This is a genomic window from Ideonella sp. sgz306126 (genome assembly GCF_056032705.1).
The window spans coordinates 586,328-604,467 of record NZ_JBVYWP010000002.1 but is presented as its reverse complement, the minus strand read 5'-3'; the positions used below and the strand labels follow the sequence as shown (position 1 = coordinate 604,467).

The 18,140-nt window shown below is 72.6% G+C and carries 18 protein-coding genes; 13 read left to right on the top strand and 5 right to left on the bottom strand.

The annotated features are described in order from the left end of the window. Nucleotides 1–2: 2 nt before the first annotated feature. The 4 genes from AC0N04_RS07260 to AC0N04_RS07245 form a co-directional block, all read right to left on the bottom strand. The gene (locus AC0N04_RS07260) at nt 3–983 is read right to left on the bottom strand and encodes a branched-chain amino acid ABC transporter permease (RefSeq protein WP_474280002.1); all 981 of its coding nucleotides are present in this window, start codon (nt 981–983) and stop codon (nt 3–5) included. A 4-nt stretch (nt 984–987) separates the two neighbouring features. Then, the gene (locus AC0N04_RS07255; RefSeq protein WP_474280000.1) at nt 988–1,863 is read right to left on the bottom strand and encodes a branched-chain amino acid ABC transporter permease; all 876 of its coding nucleotides are present in this window, start codon (nt 1,861–1,863) and stop codon (nt 988–990) included. 88 nt (nt 1,864–1,951) lie between these two features. Beyond that, nucleotides 1,952–3,103 carry an ABC transporter substrate-binding protein gene (locus AC0N04_RS07250; protein ID WP_474279998.1) on the bottom strand — a complete coding sequence of 384 codons (1,152 nt, stop codon included), beginning with the start codon at nt 3,101–3,103 and terminating at the stop codon, nt 1,952–1,954. A 42-nt stretch (nt 3,104–3,145) separates the two neighbouring features. Next, nucleotides 3,146–4,000 carry a shikimate dehydrogenase family protein gene (locus AC0N04_RS07245; protein WP_474279996.1) on the bottom strand — a complete coding sequence of 285 codons (855 nt, stop codon included), beginning with the start codon at nt 3,998–4,000 and terminating at the stop codon, nt 3,146–3,148. Nucleotides 4,001–4,184: 184 nt separating this feature from the next. Between AC0N04_RS07245 and AC0N04_RS07240 the strand changes: the two genes are divergently transcribed. The 8 genes from AC0N04_RS07240 to fae all read left to right on the top strand — a co-directional run bounded on the left by AC0N04_RS07240 (nt 4,185) and on the right by fae (nt 11,877). Continuing rightward, the gene (locus tag AC0N04_RS07240) at nt 4,185–4,943 is read left to right on the top strand and encodes an IclR family transcriptional regulator domain-containing protein (protein ID WP_474279994.1); all 759 of its coding nucleotides are present in this window, start codon (nt 4,185–4,187) and stop codon (nt 4,941–4,943) included. 191 nt (nt 4,944–5,134) lie between these two features. Next, complete coding sequence (locus tag AC0N04_RS07235; RefSeq protein ID WP_474279992.1) at nt 5,135–6,262, top strand: beta-ribofuranosylaminobenzene 5'-phosphate synthase family protein; 1,128 nt, start codon at nt 5,135–5,137, stop codon at nt 6,260–6,262. 31 nt (nt 6,263–6,293) lie between these two features. After that, nucleotides 6,294–7,199: an NAD(P)-dependent methylenetetrahydromethanopterin dehydrogenase gene (locus AC0N04_RS07230; RefSeq protein ID WP_474279990.1), complete on the top strand. Its 906-nt coding sequence runs from the start codon at nt 6,294–6,296 to the stop codon at nt 7,197–7,199. A gap of 7 nt (nt 7,200–7,206) precedes the next feature. After that, a complete protein-coding gene (locus tag AC0N04_RS07225; protein WP_474279988.1) occupies nt 7,207–8,382 on the top strand; it encodes an ATP-grasp domain-containing protein in 1,176 nt (391 codons plus the stop codon). Then, nucleotides 8,379–9,377, top strand: coding sequence for a methenyltetrahydromethanopterin cyclohydrolase (mch, locus tag AC0N04_RS07220; protein ID WP_474279986.1), 999 nt, complete (start codon nt 8,379–8,381; stop codon nt 9,375–9,377). Before AC0N04_RS07225 ends, mch begins: the two co-directional genes overlap by 4 nt. Continuing rightward, nucleotides 9,374–10,324, top strand: coding sequence for an ATP-grasp domain-containing protein (locus AC0N04_RS07215; RefSeq protein ID WP_474279984.1), 951 nt, complete (start codon nt 9,374–9,376; stop codon nt 10,322–10,324). Before mch ends, AC0N04_RS07215 begins: the two co-directional genes overlap by 4 nt. 5 nt (nt 10,325–10,329) lie before the next feature. After that, complete coding sequence (locus AC0N04_RS07210; RefSeq protein ID WP_474279982.1) at nt 10,330–11,235, top strand: triphosphoribosyl-dephospho-CoA synthase; 906 nt, start codon at nt 10,330–10,332, stop codon at nt 11,233–11,235. 132 nt (nt 11,236–11,367) lie between these two features. Then, nucleotides 11,368–11,877 (top strand): formaldehyde-activating enzyme, encoded by a 510-nt coding sequence (gene fae / locus AC0N04_RS07205; protein WP_474279980.1) that lies wholly within the window; start codon nt 11,368–11,370, stop codon nt 11,875–11,877. Between the two features lie 121 nt (nt 11,878–11,998). Here the strand turns inward: fae and AC0N04_RS07200 are convergent, their stop codons facing one another. Further along, the gene (locus AC0N04_RS07200; protein WP_474280520.1) at nt 11,999–12,433 is read right to left on the bottom strand and encodes a dihydroneopterin aldolase; all 435 of its coding nucleotides are present in this window, start codon (nt 12,431–12,433) and stop codon (nt 11,999–12,001) included. Nucleotides 12,434–12,694: 261 nt separating this feature from the next. Between AC0N04_RS07200 and AC0N04_RS07195 the strand changes: the two genes are divergently transcribed. The 5 genes from AC0N04_RS07195 to AC0N04_RS07175 all read left to right on the top strand — a co-directional run bounded on the left by AC0N04_RS07195 (nt 12,695) and on the right by AC0N04_RS07175 (nt 18,110). Then, nucleotides 12,695–14,683, top strand: a complete 1,989-nt coding sequence (locus tag AC0N04_RS07195; protein ID WP_474279978.1) for a sigma-54-dependent Fis family transcriptional regulator — start codon at nt 12,695–12,697, stop codon at nt 14,681–14,683. Nucleotides 14,684–14,697: 14 nt separating this feature from the next. After that, a complete protein-coding gene (locus AC0N04_RS07190; protein ID WP_474279976.1) occupies nt 14,698–15,321 on the top strand; it encodes a flavoprotein in 624 nt (207 codons plus the stop codon). Beyond that, entirely contained in the window at nt 15,300–16,706 is a 1,407-nt protein-coding gene (locus AC0N04_RS07185; RefSeq protein WP_474280518.1) for a DUF6513 domain-containing protein, read from the top strand. Before AC0N04_RS07190 ends, AC0N04_RS07185 begins: the two co-directional genes overlap by 22 nt. A 94-nt stretch (nt 16,707–16,800) precedes the next feature. Then, nucleotides 16,801–17,403, top strand: coding sequence for a DUF447 domain-containing protein (locus tag AC0N04_RS07180; protein WP_474280516.1), 603 nt, complete (start codon nt 16,801–16,803; stop codon nt 17,401–17,403). Then, nucleotides 17,400–18,110 carry a (5-formylfuran-3-yl)methyl phosphate synthase gene (locus AC0N04_RS07175; RefSeq protein WP_474279974.1) on the top strand — a complete coding sequence of 237 codons (711 nt, stop codon included), beginning with the start codon at nt 17,400–17,402 and terminating at the stop codon, nt 18,108–18,110. Before AC0N04_RS07180 ends, AC0N04_RS07175 begins: the two co-directional genes overlap by 4 nt. The last annotated feature ends 30 nt before the right edge of the window (nt 18,111–18,140 follow it).

The window sequence follows — 18,140 nt, the reverse complement described above, 5'->3', positions numbered from 1 at the left end:
GGTCAGCCTTTCTGGAGCGAAGCGGCCGTCCGGCGCGCGGCCGAGGCCTCGCGGGCGTGGCGGCGGGCGGCGATGCGGCTGGGCAGGCTCAGCAGGCCGTCGGGCAGCCACAGCATCAGCAGCACCACGGCCGAGCCGAAGGCGAACAGGTACCAGGCCTGGGCGAAGCGCAGCCATTCGGGCAGCAGCACGCCGACCGCCGAGCCCAGCAGCGGGCCCAGGAAGTAGCCGGGCCCGCCGACCACCACCATCAGGTACATCATGATCGAGCCGCTGATCGCGAACGGCGCCGGCTCGATGAACTGCACCAGCGACGCGAACAAGGCCCCGGCGACGCCGGCATAGACCGCGCCGATCGCGAAGGACAGCAGCGTGTAGCGCCGGATGTTCAGCCCCAGGCTCTCGGCGCGAATCGGGTTGTCGCGCAGCGCGGTGAAGGCTTTGCCCCAGGGCGAGCGCAGCAGGCCCCACAGCAGCAGTCCCATCACCAGCGCGACGCCGAGCACGAAGTAGTAGTAGGCCAGCGCGTCGTCCAGCGCGAAGCCGAACAGCGACGGACGCGCGATGTCGTTGATGCCGAAGCTGCCGCCGGTCAGCCACTCTTCGTTGCGCATCACCAGCCAGACGGCGGTGTTGAAGCCCAGCGTGGCGAAGGCCAGGTAGATCGTCTGCACCCGCAGCGCCGGAAAGCCCAGCAGCAGGCCGATGACGAAGCACAGCAGCATCGCCACCGGCAGGCCGAGCCAGAAGCTGACGCCGGCGTGCATCAGGATGGCCACCGTGTAGGCGCCGATGCCCAGGAAGGCGGCGTGGCCGAGCGACTTCTGGCCGGCGTAGCCGACGGTGAGGTTCAGGCCCATCGTGGCGATGGTGAACACCACCCAGTAGGTGAACAGGTACACGCCGTAGCTCTTGAGCAGGGGCGGCGCACCCAGCATCAGCAGCACGGTGGCTGCGATCGCGATCTTGGGGAGCATCTTCATGGCATCAGACCTTGCGAATCTCTTTCTTGCCCATCAGCCCTTCGGGCTTGAACAGGATCACCACCATGAACAGCACCAGCGCCACCGCGTCCTTGTAGGCGGGCGACACATAGGCTGCGGCCAGGTTCTCGGCCACGCCGACGATCACGCCGCCGAGCAGCGCGCCGCGGGAGTTGTTGAAGCCGCCGATGATCGCGGCGAAGAAGGCCTTGTTGCCCAGGCTCTCGCCCATGTCGAATTTGGCCAGGTAGGTGGGCGTGATCAGCAGCGCGGTGGCGCAGGCCAGCAGCGCGTTGACGGCGAAGGTGTAGAACACCATGCGCGGCACGTTGATGCCCAGCACGGTGGCGCTCTCGGTGTTCTGGGCCACCGCCTGCATCGCGCGGCCGGTGACCGTGCGCGACAGGAACGCCTGGGTGCCCAGCACCAGCGCCAGCGACAGCGCGAGCGTGCCGATGTCGCTCATCGACACGGTGACGCCGCCCACATGGAACAGCCGCTCCGAGAACATCGAAGGGAAGGGAAAGGCCTCGGCGCTGTAGGCGGCGCGCACGCCGCTGCGCATCGCGATGGCCAATCCGATGGTCGCGACCACGATCGGCATCAAGCCGTGCTTGAGCAGCGGGTCGGCGATGCCGCGCTTGAAGCCCCAGCCCAGCACCAGCACCGCCACCGCGCAGGTCGCCACGAAGGCGGCCCACAGCGGCAGCCCCAGCGCGCCGAAGCCCAGCATGATGAAGGCCGGCAGCATCACGAACTCGCCCTGGGCGAAGTTCACCGTGCCCGAGGCCTGCCACAGCAGCGTGAAGCCCAGCGCGGCCAGCGCATAGATGCTGCCGGTGGCCATGCCGGAGATCAGCAGTTGAAAGAAATCGGTCATCGCGAGAACGGTCCAGGAGAGAGGGCGTGTCGGCCGGGGCGTGCGGCGGGACCGGCCCGCCGCACGCCCCGCGCCAGCGGGCGAGCGATTACTTGGAGGCGCCCAGCGGCGGCAGCGTGGCGAGGATCACCTGCTTGCCGTCCTTCACGCCGACGATGTAGCTCTCGCGGTCGAGGTCGCCCTTGTTGTCGAAGCTGACGTCCATCAGCACGCCCGGGTTCTTGGCGGCCGAGATCTTCATGCCGTGCAGCGCCTTGGCCACGGCCACGCGGTCGAGCTTGCCGACCTTCTCGATCGCCGCCTTCAGGATGTACACGCCGGTGTAGCCCTTGATGCCGTTGTGGTCCGAGATCGAGTGGTAGGCGCGGTAGTAGTCGGCCTTGAACTTCAGCATCAGCGGGTTCGGCGCGTCGACGGTCAGGCCCACGTGGGCGATGGCGCCGTTGGCGGCGTCGCCGGCCAGCTCGATCACCTTCTGGCCGGTCAGCGTGGTCTCGCCCACCATCGGCTTGGTCCAGCCCTGTTTGCGCAGCTCGCGCAGCACGTGGGCCGATTCTTCCTCGTTGGTGTAGAGGAAGGCCACGTCCGGGTTGGCCTGCTTGATCTTGAGCACCGGCGCCGAGAAGTCGACCTGGCCGGAGTCGGTCGAGATGTCGGCCAGCACTTTCACGCCGTTGGCCGCCAGCGCCTTGTCGATCGCGGCGCGGCCGTCCTTGCCGAAGTCGTTGTTGACGTACAGCACCGTGGCCGTCTTGGCCTTCATCGTGCCGCCGATGTAGCGCGCCACCTTGGGCATCGCGGTGTCCTGCGTGAAGCTGGTGCGGAAGATGTACGGGTCGCCGCGCTGGGTGATCGCCGCGGCCTCGCCGCCGGTGAAGTTCGGGATCTCGGCGCGCTGGGTCTCGGCCATGCTGACCAGGATCGATCCGGAGAACACCGGGCCGAAGACCGCGAACACGTTGTCGTCGACCGCCTTCTGGGCCAGGCCCTTGGCGATGCCGGGGTTCGATTGCGTGTCGGAGGTGCTGACCTCGATCTTGTGGCCGAGGATGCCGCCGGCGGCGTTGATCTCCTTGACGGCCATGTCCACGCCATTGCGGAAGTTCGTACCCGAGGTCGTGCCGGGGCCCGACAGTTCGACCAGGTCGGCGATCTTGATCGCCTGGGCCTGGGCGGCCGAGGCGGTGGCCAGGGTGGCCAGGGTGGCCAGGGCGAGCAGGTGGCGGCGGGGCAGGGTCATGGTGTCTCCTTGTGGTTTGACGGGGGAAAGGCGGGGTCCGGCTCAGGCCAGCGCGATCAGGTGCTGGCGGACGGGCTCCAGGTCAGCGGCGACGGCGCCGGCGAGGGCCTCGTAGCCGAAGAATCGAAGGTATTCGGGCACCTGCTGCGCCAGCATCTCGAAGCCCGGGTGCACGGTGACGCCCTGGCGGCGGCACGCGGCCTGCAAGGGCGTGCCGGCGGGCTTCATCAGGATGTCGACCACCGTGGCGGCGGGCGAGACCCGGTTCACGTCGAACGGCAACGGGTCGTCGGCGTTCAGGCCCAGCGAAGTCGCGTGCACGATCAGGTCGAAGCCGGCCGGGTCGGCCGAGGCCAGGGCGCGCAGCGGCGCCTGCGCACCGGCCTGGAGGGTCGCCGCCACCGCGGCCGCGCGGCCCGGGCAGCGGTCGTGCAGGGCCAGCTCGGCCAGCGGCCGCTCGGACAGGCTGGCGGCGATCGCCACGCCGGCGCCGCCCAGGCCCACCAGCAGCACGCGGCGGCCGTCCGGCGTGGCGCCGAGATGGTCCAGCGCGCGCGACAGGCCCAGGCCGTCGAACAGCGCGCCGCTGAGCCAGCCGTCGGCGTCGCGGCGCACCGCGTTGACCGCGCCGGCGCGCCGGCCCAGGCGGTCGGCCCGGCCGAGCAGCGGCATCACCGCGGCCTTGTGCGGGATCGTCAGCCAGAGGCCGCCGAAGTTGGCCGCCTCCATCGCGCCGTGGACGAAATGGGCCAGGTGCTGCGGCGCGACCTCGGCCGGCAGCAGCACCGCGTTGACGCCGTGGACCTCGAAGATGCGGTTGAACACGGCCGGCGCCCGCACCTGGGACACGGGGTGGCCCAGCACGAAGTGGACACGGGTCTGGCCGTCGATGAACATGGTGGTTGGCGCGGTGACGCGGCGGGATCCGGGGGGAGTCGAGGGCTCGCAGCGTAGGCGCCGGCCCGGGGAGTCACAAGCTCCAAAACCGCTGTTTGGGCGATAATCGCGCATCGCGAGCGATCATCGATCGTTTTCCGGGATTGTCCTAGGTCCACCTCGCACCGGCAGGGAACGCAATGCCATGGAAATACAACGCAAGGACTTGATCGATGGCCTGGGCAAGGGCCTGCGGGTCATCGAAGCCTTCGACGAGGACCACCCGCGGCTGACGCCGTCCGAGGCGGCCTCGCGCGCCGGGTTGACCCGCACGGCGGCGCGCCGCTACCTGCTAAGCCTGGTGCATTTCGGTTACGCCGACAGCGACGGCAAGCAGTTCTGGCTGGCGCCGCGCATCCTGCGCCTGGGCCAGAGCTACCTGGGCGCGGCGCGCCTGCCGCGGCTGGTGCAGCCCTTCGTGCAGCGCCTGGCGCTGGAGTGCAGCGAGACCTTCAACTTCAGCATCCTGGACGGCCACGAAGTGGTCTACGTCGCGCGCAGCAACAGCCCGCGGCTGATCTCGATCGGCTTTCCGGTCGGCTCGCGCGTGCCGGCCCACGTGGTGACGCCGGGACCGGCCATCCTGTCGACCTTCAGCGAAGACCGCCTGGTGGCCTGGGCCGAACGGCACGAATTCAGCGCCTTCACGCCCTCCACCACCAGCACGGCCGCCGCCTTCCTGCGCGACGTGCACGGCGCCCGCGACCTGGGCTACTGGGTCACCGAGCAGCAGCTCAGCCCCGGCCTGCGCGGCATCGCCGTGCCGGTGAAGGACCGCAAGGGCGACTGCGTCGGCGCGGTGGGCTCGACGGTGTCGATGCAGCCGATGAGCCGCGAAGAGACGATCGCCCGGCTGCTGCCGCACCTGAACAACGCGGTCCAGACGCTGCGCGAGATCCTCTGACGCGGGCCGGCCGTCCCGCCTGACGGGGCGCACAGGGTGACAGTCTGTCCCCCGCCGAGCGCGGCGCGGGCCGCCCGGGACGCACGGAGCGCGCTCGAGGGGCCGGGCGACGAACCCGCTTTCCCTCGCGGGCGAGGGCGGCTCAGGGTTCGCCACGGGGCCATGGGAACAGCGATTGCTTCGTTGACCCCATGCCTTCTTCCCCGATCCGTCCCGGCGAGCACGCCACCGAACCCGAGCGGGTCGTCCGCGTCGAGGCCCCCGGGCGCCTGCACCTGGGCTTTCTGGACCCGGCCGCCACCTCGGGCCGGCGCTTCGGCAGCCTGGGCCTGGTGCTGGAGGGCTGGTCGACCCAGGTCGAGATCTCCGCGGCCGCGGGCGACGAGGACGAGCTGAGCGCCGCCACACCCCAGGCGCGCAGCGAGTTGCCGCGCGTCCAGGCCCACCTGCGCTCGCTCAAGCAGCGCACCGGGCAGCCCGCTGCGGTGCGACTGCATCTGGCCGAGTGCCTGCCGGCCCACGCCGGGCTGGGCTCGGGCACCCAGCTCGCGCTGGCGGTCGGGCACGCCTTCGCGCGCTGGCACCGGCTGGCGCTGTCCAGCGCCACGCTGGCTCAGGGGCTGGGCCGGGGTCTGCGCTCGGGCGTCGGCATCGCGGGCTTCGATCAGGGCGGCCTGCTGGTCGACGGCGGCCCGGGCCCGGACGGCCGACCCGCCCCGTTGCTGGCGCGGCTGGCGCTGCCCCCGGAGTGGCGCGTGCTGCTGGTGATGGACCCGGCACGGCGCGGCCTGTCGGGCGCCGAGGAACGCGCGGCGCTGGCCCGCCTGGCGCCGCTCGATGCCGCGCACTCGGCCGAGATCTGCCAGCAGACGCTGATGCAGGTGCTGCCCGGCGCGGCGAGCCAGGATTTCCCGGCCTTCGCGCGGGGCATCAGCCGCATCCAGACCGTGCTGGGCGAGCATTTCGCGCCGGCCCAGCAGGGCGAGTCCTACACCAGCGCCGAGGTCGGCGAACTGATGCGCTGGTGGGCCCGCCAGGGCCCGGCGATCACCGGCTTGCCGGCCGGCATCGGCCAGAGCTCGTGGGGCCCCACCGCCTTCGCCATCGTCTCGTCGCCAGGCCACGGCGAGGCCTTGCTGAGCGCGGCCCGCCAGGCCGGCGTGCTGTCGCCGGACCTTCGCTTCAGCCTGGTGGCCGCGCGCAACGAAGGCGCCGCCGTGACCGATTCGGAACGGCCGGGCCAGGCCCGGCTGCACGCCAGCGCCGACAGCCTGTGGCGCTGGCACCAGCCCAGCCAGGCGCCCTGGCGCATCCATTGACCCGGCCCCGCGGCCCGATCCGGAGACCCTTTTGGAACGACCCTACATCCTGCACATGTTCACGCCGGGCCGGCAGATGAGCCCGTTCGACATCAACATGGCCGCCGATGCCGGCTACCAGGTGCTGGCGCCGTACAGCGAGGTCACGCTGGCGGCGGTCGCCGGCCTGACCCAGGACGCGATCTTCTCGCGCGGGCCCAAGGGCCTGGCGCGCACCGCCTTGTTCATCGGCGGGCGCGACGCCCTGCTGGCGGCCGACATGCTGGAGCGCGCGCGCCAGGCGATGGTGCCGCCGTTCGAGGTCTCGCTGATGGCCGACCCCAGCGGCGCCTACACCACGGCCGCCGCGATGGTGGCCTGCGTCGAGGCGGCGCTGCAGCGGCAGCAGGGCCACGGCCTGGCGGGCCAGCACGTGGTGGTGCTGGGCGGCACCGGCCCGGTCGGCCGGATCGCCGGCGTGCTGGCGGCGCTGGCCGGTGCCGAGGTCGAGCTGTCCAGCCGCAACGGCATCGACGTGGCCGAAGAGGCGGCCTCGCTCACCGCGACCCGCTTCGGCGTCGCCCTGCGCGGGGTGTCGGGCGGCGACCGGGCGGCGGTGCGCCATTCGATCGCCGGTGCCGACGTGCTGCTGTCCTGCGCGGCGGCGGGCGTGCAGGTGGTGTCGGCCGAGGATCTGTCGGTCGCCGCGCGCCTGAAGGTTGCGGCCGACGTCAACGCCGTGCCGCCCGAGGGCGTCGCCGGCATCGGCGTGATGGACAACGGCCAGCCGCTGGCGGGCACCCGGGCGGTGGGCATCGGCGCACTGGCGATCGGCAACGTCAAGTACCAGACCCAGCAACAGCTTCTGCTCGCGATGCACGATGCCCCGAAGCCCCTGGTGCTGAGCTTCGAGCAGGCCTTCGACACCGCACGCCGCCACCTGGCCAGGTCGGCCTGAGGCCGCGATGGGCCCCGCCACCGTTCCCCGTCTGCTGGTCGCCGGCCTGTCGGTGCGCGCGATGGCCGAAGCCGCCCGGCGCGACGGCTTCGAGGTGATCGCGCTGGACCTGTTCGGCGATGCCGACACCCGCGCCGCCAGCGCGCAATGGCATCCGATCGGGCACGGCGCCGCGCTGCAGATCGACCCCGCGCCCTGCCTGGCCGCGCTCGCCCGTGCCGCGGCCGAGGCCCCGACGCTGGGCTGGATCTGCGGCAGCGGCTTCGAGGCCCTGCCCGACCTGCTGGCCGCCGGCGCCGAGGTCTTGCCGCTGATCGGCTGCTCGCCCGCCGAGCAGGCCGGCGTGCGCGATCCGGCGCGATTTTTCTCGGCGCTGGCGGCCTACGGCATCGCCCACCCCGAGGTGGCCTGGCGGCGACCCGCCTCGGTGACCGGCTGGCTGCGCAAGGACGCGGGGAGCTGCGGCGGCCGGCAGGTCCGCCCGGCGCGTCCGGACGATGCCGATCCTCCTCCGTCCGGACATTACTGGCAGCGCCAGGCCGACGGCCAGCCGATGTCGATGACGCTGCTGGCCGCCGGCCAGGGTCACGCCAGCCGGACGGCCGTGCTCGGCGTCAACCTGCAGCTGGTCGAAGCCCGGCCCGACCAGCCTTACGGTTTCGCCGGCGTGGTGGGGCCGCTGACGCTGCCCGGCCGCCTGCCGACGGCCTTGCAAGGCTTGGCCGAGCGGCTGGTGGCCCGCTTCGGCCTGGCGGGGCTGTGCGGCGTCGACTTCCTGTTGCAGCCCGGCGGCACGGTGCAGGTGCTGGAAGTCAACCCCCGGCCCCCGGCCAGCCTCGCGCTGTACGGCCCCGCGGGCGGCCTGATGCGCGCCCACGTCGACGCCTGCCTGCACGGCCGCCTGCCCACGCCCGCCGCGCTGGCGCGCCTGCGGCCCGCGTCGCCGCAGGGATGGAAGGTCTTGTTCGCGCCGCGCGCGCTGCCCTTGGGGCCGGCCGCGCTGGCCTGGCTGGCCGGCGACCCCGGCGTCCACGATCGGCCTGCGGCGCCGCTGCGGGTGGCCGTCGGCGAGCCGCTGTGCAGCCTCAGCGCCGGGGACCTGGGCCCGGCACCGGAGGCCGTGCGGCAGGCCTTGATGCAGAACGGCCGCACGCTGTGGACCCACCTGGAGGCGCTGGCATGACGAATCCTTCCCGCAGTCCCCTGAGCGTCAACGCGCGCGCCGCGCCGCTGGTGGCCGAACTGCTGGCCGACGCCGACGCGCTGGGCGTGGCGGTGAGCCGCGATGCCACCGGGGTCTGCCTGGTCGATGCCGGCATCGACGCGCCGGGCAGCGTGGACGCCGGCCTGCTGGTGGCCCGCATCTGCCTGGGCGGCCTGGGCCAGGTGCGGCGCAGCGCCCACGGCCCTGGCGGCTGGCCGACCTGGCTGGAGGTCAGCAGCGCGCAACCGGTGCTCGCCTGCCTGGGCAGCCAGTACGCCGGCTGGAGCCTGGCCGCCAGCAAGGAGGAGACCGGTGGCAAGAAGTTCTTCGCGCTCGGGTCGGGGCCGGCGCGCGCGCTGGCCGCCAAGGAGGACTTGTTCGAGGAACTGGGCTACCGCGACCGCAGCGCCAGCGGCGTGATCGTGCTGGAGGTGGACCGCCCGCCCCCGCCGGTCGTGATCGACAAGCTGTTGCGCGATTGCGCGCTGGCGCCGGACGGCCTGACCGTCGTGCTCACGCCCACCCGCAGCCCGGCCGGCACCACCCAGGTGGTGGCGCGGGTGCTGGAGGTGGCGCTGCACCGCGCCCACGCGCTGGGCTTTGCGCTGCACGACATCGTCGACGGCACCGCCACCGCGCCGCTGCCCTCGCCCATCGCCGACGGCGTGCAGGCGATGGGCCGCACCAACGACGCGATCCTGTACGGCGGCCGGGTCCACCTGGGCGTGCGCGGCAGCGAAGCGGCCGCGCGCGAGCTCGCGAGGCAGCTGCCCTCGTCGAATTCGCGCGACTATGGGCGGCCGTTCGCCGAGCTGTTCAAGGACGCCGAATTCGACTTCTACCGTCTCGACCCCGGCCTGTTCGCACCGGCCGAGGTCGTGGTCAGCCACCTGGACAGCGGCCGCAGCTTCCACGCCGGCGGCCTGAACATGGCCTTGCTGAACGGCCTGTGGCAGGCGGAGGCGACGGCATGACGCGGCCCGGCGCCGTCGGCCTGAAGGTGGCCATCATGGCCGACGAGACCGGCTGGCACACGCGCCAGCTGCAGGCCGCGCTCAGGACCCGGGGCGCCACCGGACGCTGCATCGACCTGGCCGATTGCGAGATCGATACCCAGGCCAGCTGGCACGGCCTGGCGCTGCCGGGCTTCGGCAAGACGCTGCCGGACGCGGTGCTGGTGCGCGGCGTCGCGGGCGGCAGCTTCGAGCAGGTGACCAAGCGGCTCGGCGTGCTGCATGCGCTGAGCGCGCTGGGCGTGCCGGTGTACAACGACGCACGGGCGATCGAGCGCAGCGTCGACAAGGGCATGACCAGCCTGCTGCTGCGCGCCGCCGGCATCGCGTCGCCGCCGACCTGGGTCACCGAGGATGCGGCGCACGCGCGCCGCCTGCTGATGCGCGAGGCCGCCGCCGGCCATTCGCTGGTGCTCAAGCCCCTGTTCGGCTCGCAGGGCAAGGGCCTGCAGCGCGTGGGCTGGGTCGACGGCGTGCTGCGGCCGCTGCCCGCGCTGGCGCCGGGCCTGGGCGGCCTGGCCTATCTGCAGCGCTTCGTGCCGTCGCTGGCGCAGCCCGGGCACGACTGGCGGGTGATGGTGATCGGCGGGCGGGCGGTCGCGGCGATGCGCCGCGTCAGCGCGCACTGGGTGCACAACGTGGCCCAGGGCGCGCGCTGCGAACGCGCCGAGCTGACGCCGGCACTGGCCGGCCTGGCCGAGGCGGCCAGCGCCGCGCTGGCGATGGACTATGCCGGCGTCGACCTGATGCCTTGCGACGGACCGCAGCCCGTCGTCGTGCTGGAGGTCAACGGCGTCGCCGCCTGGCGCGGCCTGCAGCGGGTCACCCCGTTCAACATCGCGCAGGCCCTGGTCGACGACCTGATCGACCGCAAGCTGGCCGCGGCCGGCGTGGCGCGGCGCGCCTGAGGATCGTGGCGGACACCGCCGACCCGGTCAGAGCGCGGCTGCGCCGCGCCTACCTGAGCGCCTGCGCCTGGGATGTCGCGGTGCCCAAGCCCGGCAACGTGAGCTGGCGCGCGGCCGGACACCGCATGCAGGCGTCGATGTTCATCGCCAGCGCCGAGGCCAGCGCCGCCGCGCTGACCGAGCCCGGCGCCGGCGTCGGCGCGCGCATCCTGGCGGCGGTCACCGCGACGCAGGCCCGGGTGGGCTGCAACACCAACCTCGGCATCGTGCTGCTGTGCGCGCCGACCGCCGCGGCCTTCGAGCGGGCGGCCCGCGCCGGCCCCCCGGTGGACGAAGCGGCGCTGCGGTCCGCCTGGCGCGACGTGCGGGACGCCTTGACGGTGGACGATGCCCGGCAGGCCCACGCGGCGATCGCGCTGGCCCGGCCGGCCGGCCTGGGCCGGCTGCCCGAGCACGACGTCGCGCAGCCGCCCCGCCTCGACCTGCGGGCGTCGATGGCGCTGGCGGCCGAGCGCGACCGCGTCGCGCGGCAGTACCGCGACGCCGCCGAGGAACTCTTCGACTTCGGTCAAGCGGTGCTGCGGGCGCCCGCCGGCCAGCGCGGCGCACTCGCCCGCGAACCGGAGCACCCCGCCGATGCCGGCGCCGCACGCTGCGTGCGCGACCTCTACCTCGCCTTCCTGGCCAGCGCGCCGGATTCACACATTGTTCGCAAGCACGGCCCGGAGCTGGCACACAGTGTCCTGCGCCAGGCGGCCAGTTGGCGCCTGGCGCTCGCCGAGGGCGATGGCCCGGCCGCCGAACAGGGCTTGGCCGATTGGGACGACGCGCTGAAGCGCCAGGCCATCAACCCCGGCACCAGCGCCGATCTGACGGTGGCGACCTTGATGCTGACCTCGCTGCTGGCCTGAGCCGGGCCGGCACCTCGGGAAACTCCCGAGCGGCCCGCCAGGCGCGTGGCACGAAACGTGATTCGTTTCCCGCAGCGCCGGCGCAATCAGCTGGTGTGGTTTGACAAACACCTCTTTTGGAGAGAGACGAACATGGCAAAAGTCGATCGCATGATGGTGGGCGAGTCCCTGGTGGGCGATGGCAACGAAGTGGCGCACATCGACCTGATCATCGGACCGCGCGGCAGCGCCGCGGAGACCGCCTTCGCCAACGCGCTGACCAACAACAAGGACGGCTTCACGTCCCTGCTGGCCGTCGTGGCACCCAACCTGTTGACCAAGCCGGCGACGGTGATGTTCAACAAGGTCACGATCAAGGGCGCCAAGCAGGCGGTGCAGATGTTCGGTCCGGCGCAGCGCGGCGTCGCGATGGCGGTGGCCGATTGCGTCGAGGACGGCACCATTCCCGCGGCCGAGGCCGACAACCTGTTCATCGCGGTCGGCGTCTTCATCCACTGGCTGGCCGAGGACGACAAGAAGATCCAGGACTACAACTACGCGGCGACCAAGGAATCGATCCAGCGCGCGGTCGCTGGCTATCCGTCGGCCGCCGAGGTGGTGGCCAAGAAGGGCGGCGCAGCGCATCCCTTCGCCGCCCACTGATTGCATCTCCAGGAGCGGGGGCTCCTTTTCATTCCGTCCGGCTTGTCCGGATGAATGAACCGGTCGGTCGTCCTTGCCGACCGGTTTCTTTTTGCCGCGAGAGACGGGACGTCCAGGGGGATCAGGGGCGGTCCGGCACCATGCCCGAACCGATCCAGCGCAGCACCTGGGCGCTGGGGCCCGCAGGCTGCACCGTCGTGTCGACGGACGCGCTGCGCTCGATCTGGACGCCCACCTGGACCACGTCATCGAACTTTCTCGGCTTGACCACCTTGACCCGCACCCAGGCCGCGCCGAAGTCGATCAACAGCATCTGCGCAATCTGCTCCGCCAACGCCTCCAGCAACGTGACACCATGCGACTGCATCAGGCCCCGCAAGCGTTCCAGCACCACGCCGTAGTCGATGGTGTCGTGGATGCGATCGCTGCCGCAGGCCCGCGCCCGCGGCACGCCGGCGTGCAGGTCGATCAGCAGCGGCTGCGGGTGATGCAACTCGCTGGCGTGGATGCCGATCACCGTCTCGCCGCGAAAGCCCTCGATGAAGATCTGGTCCATGGCCGGCACATCGTGCGGCACGGGGTCGGACGCACGGTGTGCGGCGGCGGCGCGGGTGGACATCACGGCGGACTCCCTCGGTTGACGGGTTTGAAACGGCCTGTGAAACGCAAATCCCGCGCCAGCCGCCGGTGCACCGCGCCGCGCGGGCCGAAGGGCCGCGGCGCATGGGGTAGTTATCCCCATGTCGGCATCGCCGGAGGCGGCGCAGAATCGAAGGCCGCCTGTCGCGCGACGACGTCCTTTCCGCTGGAGTGACCGATGTCCCTGACCGTACCGCGCCCCGATCGTCACGCCGACCATGTCTTCGACGTCGTCCGCAGCGGCTTCCGCGACGAGAGCAACGACATGGTGGCGCGCTCCTGGAGCCGCTGCCTGAACGATTACCGGCTGCATCCGGACCGCCCGCGCGCCCTGCCGATGATCGAGGCCGGGCAGCTCGAAGAGCGGCTCGCCCGCATGGCCGACATCGTCGAGTGCGCCCGCTACGAGATGACCACGCTGTACCAGCAGCTGGCCGACGGCGAGACCGCGGTGGTGCTGACCGACACCGAGGGCGTGATCCTGCACATGGTGACCTCGGCGGAGTTCGCCGCGCAGGTCGGGCCGATGGGCCTGCGCGCCGGCGCGGTGTGGAGCGAGACCGCGGCCGGCACCAACGGCATGGGCACCTGCCTGGCGGCGGCCAGCCCGGTGGCGGTGCGGCGCGAGGACCACTTCTTCACCCAGTTCACCGGCCTGACCTGCTCGGCGGTGCCGGTCTACGACCCGGCCGGCGAGATGTGCGCCGTGCTCGACGTCTCCAGCCGCAGCAGCCTGATGCAGCAACACCTGCTGGTGCTGCTGGGCATGACCGCGCGCATGATCGAGAACCGCCTGATCGACCAGCGCTTTCGCACCGCCCATCCGCTGCATTTCCACAGCCGGCCCGAGTTCGTCTACACCTTGCACGAGGGCAAGCTGGCGGTCTCGGAGGAAGGCCTGATCCTCGCGGCCAACCGCAGCGCGCTGTTCCAGCTGGGCCTGACCTCGGTGGCCGAGATCCGCTCGCGGCGGGTCGAAGACCTGTTCCAGTCCACGCTGGAAGACATGGTCGCGCGCAGCAGCTCGTCGTCGTTCCACCCCATCGTCACCTACCGCGCCAACGCGGCCCATCGCTTCTTCGCGGTCGCGCGCCGTCCGGCCGAGGACGCCCGCGCCGGCACGGCCGCAGCGGCCGGCGCGCCGCCGCGCGTCGCGGCCAGCCGTGCCATCGCACCCCCCGTGCGCGCCGGCAGCACGGCCTCGACCTTCACCGACGCGCGGCTGGCCGCCCATCTCCAGACCGGCCGGCGCGTGATCGCGCGGCAGACGCCGGTGCTGCTGTGCGGCGAGACCGGCTCCGGCAAGGAGGTGTTCGCCCGCGCGGTGCACGAGGGCAGCCCGCACGCCAGCGGCGCTTTCGTGGCGATCAACTGCGCCAGCCTGCCCGAGAGCCTGATCGAGGCCGAGCTGTTCGGCTACCGCGCCGGCGCCTTCACCGGCGCCCAGCGCAACGGCCGGCGCGGCAAGATCCTGCAGGCCGACGGCGGCACCTTGTTCCTCGACGAGATCGGCGACATGCCGCTGGACCTGCAGGCCCGCCTGCTGCGCGTGCTGGAAGAGCGCCAGGTCACGCCGCTGGGCACCGAGGACACCCACGACGTGGACTTCCAGCTCATCAGCGCCAGCCACCGCGACCTGCTGCAGCTGGTGGCCGACGGGCAGTTCCGGGAAGACCTGTACTACCGCCTGGCCGGCGTCGAACTGGCGCTGCCGCCGCTGCGCGAGCGCAGCGACAAGCGCGAGCTGATCCGCAACCTGCTGGCCGCCGAGGGTGGCGGCCAGGCCAGCCTGAGCGCCGAGGCCGAGCGCATGCTGATGAACCACGCCTGGCCGGGCAACGTGCGCCAACTGCGCCACGTGCTGCGTTCGGCCGCGGCCCTGGCCGACGGCGAGGCGATCGGCGTCGATCACCTGCCGATGCTGCGCGCCGCGGCCGACCGTGGTGCGCCGGCGGCGACCGGCGCGCCGGAGCCCGAGGCCTCGCCGCCCAGCGCCTCGCTGCCCAGGCTCAACCCGATCCAGGCCAACGAGCGCCAGGTGCTGCTGCAGATGCTGGAGCGACACCACTGGAACGTGAGCAACGTGGCCAAGGCGCTGGACGTCAGCCGCAACACGCTCTACCGCAAGCTGCACAAGCTGCACATCCAGATCTCCCACGCCGAGTGACCGCCGCCGCGCCCATGCCGCCGGCTGCGCCGGAAGACTCCGCCGACCTCGCCGACGCCGCCTCGCTGGCGGGCGCGCCACCGCGCTCGCGCTTCGCGTGGTGCGTCACCGGCTCGGGGCATTTCCTGGACGAGTCGCTGGCGCTGGCGGCCCGCCTGCCGCAGGTCGACCTGTTCCTGTCGGCCGCGGCCGAAGAGGTGCTGGCGATCTACCAGCACAGCCTGGCCTCGCTGCGCGAGCGCTTCCGCCTGGTGCGAGACAAGACCGCCAGCGCGGTGCCGGTGGGGCAGCTCTACAGCGAGGTCTACCACACGGTGGTGCTGGCGCCGGCCACCAGCAACACCGTGGCCAAGTGCGCCTGCGGCATCAGCGACACCTTGCCCACCAACATGTTCGCCCAGGCCGGCAAGCTGCGCCTGCCCGGCATCGTGTTTGCTTGCGACACCGAACCGGTGGTGGTGACGCGGGCGCCGCATGACTGGGTGACGCTGCACCCCCGCCGGATCGAGCTGGCCAACGTGGCCCGTCTGCGCGACATCGACCATGCCCGCGTCGTCAGCTCGCCCGCCGAACTGGAACAGGCGCTGAGCGCCCGCCTGAATGAACTGAAGCTGTGCTGGAACACATCCTCTTCCTGACCGGCCGCCTGGCCCAGCCCGCGCTGGAACGCGTGCTGACCGGCCTGCAGCCGGCCGAGGACGGCGCTGCCGCCTTCACCTGGGAGACCCGCGAGATCGGCCTGCAGGTGGCCGCGCTGATGACCGCCGACATGATCCGCCGCCGCGTCGCGCGGCCGGTGAACGCGCAGCGCATCATCGTGCCCGGCCGCTGCCGGGGCGACGTGGCCGCGCTCGGCGAGCACTTCGGCATCCCGGTGCAGCGCGGCCCCGACGAGCTGAAGGACCTGCCGCAGTTCTTCCAGCGCGCGGCCCAGCCGGTGGCGCTCGATGACTACGACGTGGCGATCTTCGCCGAGATCGTCGACGCACCTCGCCTGAGCGTCGCTCAGATCGTCGCGCGCGCCGGCGTGCTGGTGGCCGACGGCGCCGATGTGATCGACCTGGGCGGCCTGCCCGCCACCCCCTTCGAGCACCTGGAGGCGGCCGTGCAGGCGTTGAAGGCGCAGGGCTGGCAGGTCAGCGTGGACAGCCAGAACCCGGACGAATTGCTGCGCGGCGGCCGCGCCGGGGCCGATTACCTGCTGAGCCTGCACGAAGACACGCTCTGGATCGCCGACGAGGTGGCCGGCACGCCGGTGCTGATCCCGCGCGAGCCGGGCGACGAGGCCTCGCTGCACCGCGCCATCGAAGCCTTGCGGCGGCGTGGCAGGGCATTCCTCGCCGACCCCGTCCTGGACCCGATTCCGTTCGGCTTCACCGCCTCCATCGTGCGCTACCACGCGCTGCGCCAGCGCTACCCCGACGTGGCGCTGATGATGGGCGTGGGCAACCTCACCGAACTGGTGGAGGCCGACACCACCGGCATCAACGCCGTGCTGTTCGGCGTCGCCGCCGAACTCAAGGCCAGCGCGGTGCTGACCACCCAGGTCAGCCCGCACGCCCGCCGCGCGGTACGCGAGGCCGATCTGGCGCGGCGCATCATGCACGCCGCGGTGCAACAGCAATGCCTGCCCAAGGGGCTGGGGTCCGGCCTCGCGACGGTGCACGACCGCCACCCGGTGACCGACACGCCCGACGAGATCGCCGCCACCGCCGCGCAGGTGAAGGACCCGAACTTCCGCATCCAGGTCAGCGAGCAAGGCCTGCACGTCTACAACCGCGACGGCTTGCGCCTGGCGGGCGACGCCTTCAGCCTGTGGCCCCGGTTGGGTCTGGAACACGACGCCGCCCACGCCTTCTACATGGGCGTCGAACTCGGCCGCGCCGAGATCGCCCTCCAGCTCGGCAAGCGCTACGTGCAGGACCAGCCGCTGGACTGGGGCGTGGCCGGGCCGCGGCCGGCCGCGCAGGCCGACGACGCCTGGTGCGCACCGGGCCCGACCCGCCGCAGCGTGCCCTCATGAACGCACCGAGCCGCTCCCCAACACGACTCCTACAGCCCGTGGCGCGGAAGGCAGACCCGTGAACGCCGCCCAGCTGTCCGCACAAGCCCAGGCCCTGCCGCAAGAAGCGCACGGCGCCGCCCTCGCCAACGACGTCATCTACGAGTGCGTGGTGAGCACGGTGGACGGCGCCGGCCTGCCGCACGTCGCGCCGATGGGCGCGCGCTACCTGGCCGACGGCCGGGTGCTGCTGATGCCCTTCAAGCCCTCCACCACGCTGAACAACATCCTGGCCACCGGCCACGCCGCGCTGAACATCGTCACCGACACGCGGGTGTTCGCCGGCTGCGTCACCGGCCGCAAGGCCTGGCCGCTGCTGGCGATGGTGCGGGCCCCCGGCCTGCGCCTGGCCTGCGCGCAGCGGCATCTGGAGCTGCGCCTGCAGGCGCTGGCGGACGACCCGCAGCGGCCGGTGCTTCGCTTCGCGCCGCTGCACGACGAAACCCATGCGCCGTTCAACGGCCACAACCGCGCCCAGGCGGCGGTCATCGAGGGCGCGGTGCTGGTGAGCCGACTGCACCTGCTGCCGGCCGACAAGGTGGACCGCGAGATGGCCTACCTGCAGATCGCGATCGACAAGACCGCCAGTGCCGCCGAACACGAGGCCTGGGCCTGGCTGCGGCAGGCCGTGGCCGAGCACCGGACCCACACCCCATGAAACTCCTGGTCAGCGTGCGCACCCTGCGCGAAGCCCACCTGGCCGCCGCCGCCGGCATCCACTTCATCGACCTGAAGGAACCCGCGCTGGGCGCACTCGGCGGCCTGCCGCCCGAGCTGATCGCCGACGTGGTGGCCGCGCTGCGCCGGGACGCCCCGGCGGCCCGCATCAGCGCCACCATCGGCGACTGGCCGGCCGATGCGCTGGCCGGCATCGCCGCGCGCGTGCAGGCCGTGGCGGCCAGCGGCGTGGACTACGTGAAGGTGGGGGTGCCGCCGCGCGCCGCCGCCGCCGGCGCGCTGGTGCAGCGACTGGCGCTGCTGCGCCGCCAGGGCATCCCGCTGGTGCCAGTGCTGCTGGCCGACGACGGCGTGCCACCGGCGCTGGTCGACGCCGCGTGCAGCGCGGGTTTCCCGGCGCTGATGCTGGACACCCAGGCCAAGCGCGCCGGCAGCCTGCTGGCGCTGCGGCCCGAGACCGAGCTGCGGCGCTTCGTGCAGCAGGTGCAGGCCAGCGGCGCCCTGGCCGGGCTGGCCGGCGCGCTGCGCGCGTCCGACGGGCCCGCGCTGGCCGCGCTGGCGCCCGACTTCGCGGGCTTCCGCTCGGCGGTCTGCGCGGGCGACCGGGCCGGGGAGCTGCAGCCCGGGCTGCTGGCGCAGCTGGTGGCGCGGTCGGTGCCGGACGCGGCGCCGGCGCCGGTCGCCTGAACCGCCGCGGGCGGGCGCGCGGTCGCACGC

Coding starts and splice junctions, on each gene's coding strand:
- AC0N04_RS07250 (WP_474279998.1), bottom strand. CDS start 3,103: ATGACCCTGCCCCGCCGCCACCTGCTCGCCCTGGCCACCCTGGCCACC.
- AC0N04_RS07190 (WP_474279976.1), top strand. CDS start 14,698: ATGCCGCCGGCTGCGCCGGAAGACTCCGCCGACCTCGCCGACGCCGCC.
- AC0N04_RS07240 (WP_474279994.1), top strand. CDS start 4,185: ATGGAAATACAACGCAAGGACTTGATCGATGGCCTGGGCAAGGGCCTG.
- AC0N04_RS07215 (WP_474279984.1), top strand. CDS start 9,374: ATGACGCGGCCCGGCGCCGTCGGCCTGAAGGTGGCCATCATGGCCGAC.
- AC0N04_RS07245 (WP_474279996.1), bottom strand. CDS start 4,000: ATGTTCATCGACGGCCAGACCCGTGTCCACTTCGTGCTGGGCCACCCC.
- mch (WP_474279986.1), top strand. CDS start 8,379: ATGACGAATCCTTCCCGCAGTCCCCTGAGCGTCAACGCGCGCGCCGCG.
- AC0N04_RS07260 (WP_474280002.1), bottom strand. CDS start 983: ATGAAGATGCTCCCCAAGATCGCGATCGCAGCCACCGTGCTGCTGATG.
- AC0N04_RS07225 (WP_474279988.1), top strand. CDS start 7,207: ATGGGCCCCGCCACCGTTCCCCGTCTGCTGGTCGCCGGCCTGTCGGTG.
- AC0N04_RS07235 (WP_474279992.1), top strand. CDS start 5,135: ATGCCTTCTTCCCCGATCCGTCCCGGCGAGCACGCCACCGAACCCGAG.
- AC0N04_RS07200 (WP_474280520.1), bottom strand. CDS start 12,433: ATGGACCAGATCTTCATCGAGGGCTTTCGCGGCGAGACGGTGATCGGC.
- fae (WP_474279980.1), top strand. CDS start 11,368: ATGGCAAAAGTCGATCGCATGATGGTGGGCGAGTCCCTGGTGGGCGAT.
- AC0N04_RS07195 (WP_474279978.1), top strand. CDS start 12,695: ATGTCCCTGACCGTACCGCGCCCCGATCGTCACGCCGACCATGTCTTC.
- AC0N04_RS07255 (WP_474280000.1), bottom strand. CDS start 1,863: ATGACCGATTTCTTTCAACTGCTGATCTCCGGCATGGCCACCGGCAGC.
- AC0N04_RS07175 (WP_474279974.1), top strand. CDS start 17,400: ATGAAACTCCTGGTCAGCGTGCGCACCCTGCGCGAAGCCCACCTGGCC.